The sequence below is a fragment of the Pseudomonas sp. PS02303 genome (assembly GCF_029959925.1).
Lineage (GTDB): Bacteria > Pseudomonadota > Gammaproteobacteria > Pseudomonadales > Pseudomonadaceae > Aquipseudomonas > Aquipseudomonas mandelii.
Genome location: NZ_JASCOM010000562.1, coordinates 1 through 507, shown reverse-complemented (window position 1 = coordinate 507; position 507 = coordinate 1). Strand labels below are relative to the sequence as shown.

At 62.9% G+C, this 507-nt stretch carries 1 protein-coding gene; it reads left to right on the top strand.

The window, feature by feature from the left end:
- Positions 1-507: Ig-like domain-containing protein (locus QMX98_RS34860; RefSeq protein WP_282412096.1), on the top strand; the 507-nt coding region annotated here is incomplete at both ends.

Here is a 507-nt window from a genome sequence, read left to right as displayed (position 1 = left end):
CAACGCCGACCTGACTATCGCCAACGGCACATTGACGGCCGTGAGCAGCAGCGACGGCGGAATTACCTGGACGGCGACCTTCACGCCGACCGCCAGCATCAACGACACAACCAACCTGATCACCCTGAACAACACCGGGGTCAGCGACCTGGCGGGCAACGCCGGCAGCGGCACTACCGATTCGAACAACTACGCCATCGACACCGTGCGGCCAACGGCAACCATCGTGGTGGCGGACACCGCATTGAGAATCGGCGAAACCTCGCTGGTCACCATCACCTTCTCTGAGGCGGTCAGCGGCTTCACCAACGCCGACCTGACGATTGCCAACGGCACGTTGACGGCCGTGAGCAGCAGCGATGGCGGCATCACCTGGACCGCGACCTTTACCCCGAGCGCCAGCATCAACGATACGACCAACCTGGTCACCCTGAACAACACCGGCATCGCGGATCTGGCGGGCAACGCCGGCAGCGGCACTACCGATTCCAACAACTACGCCATCGA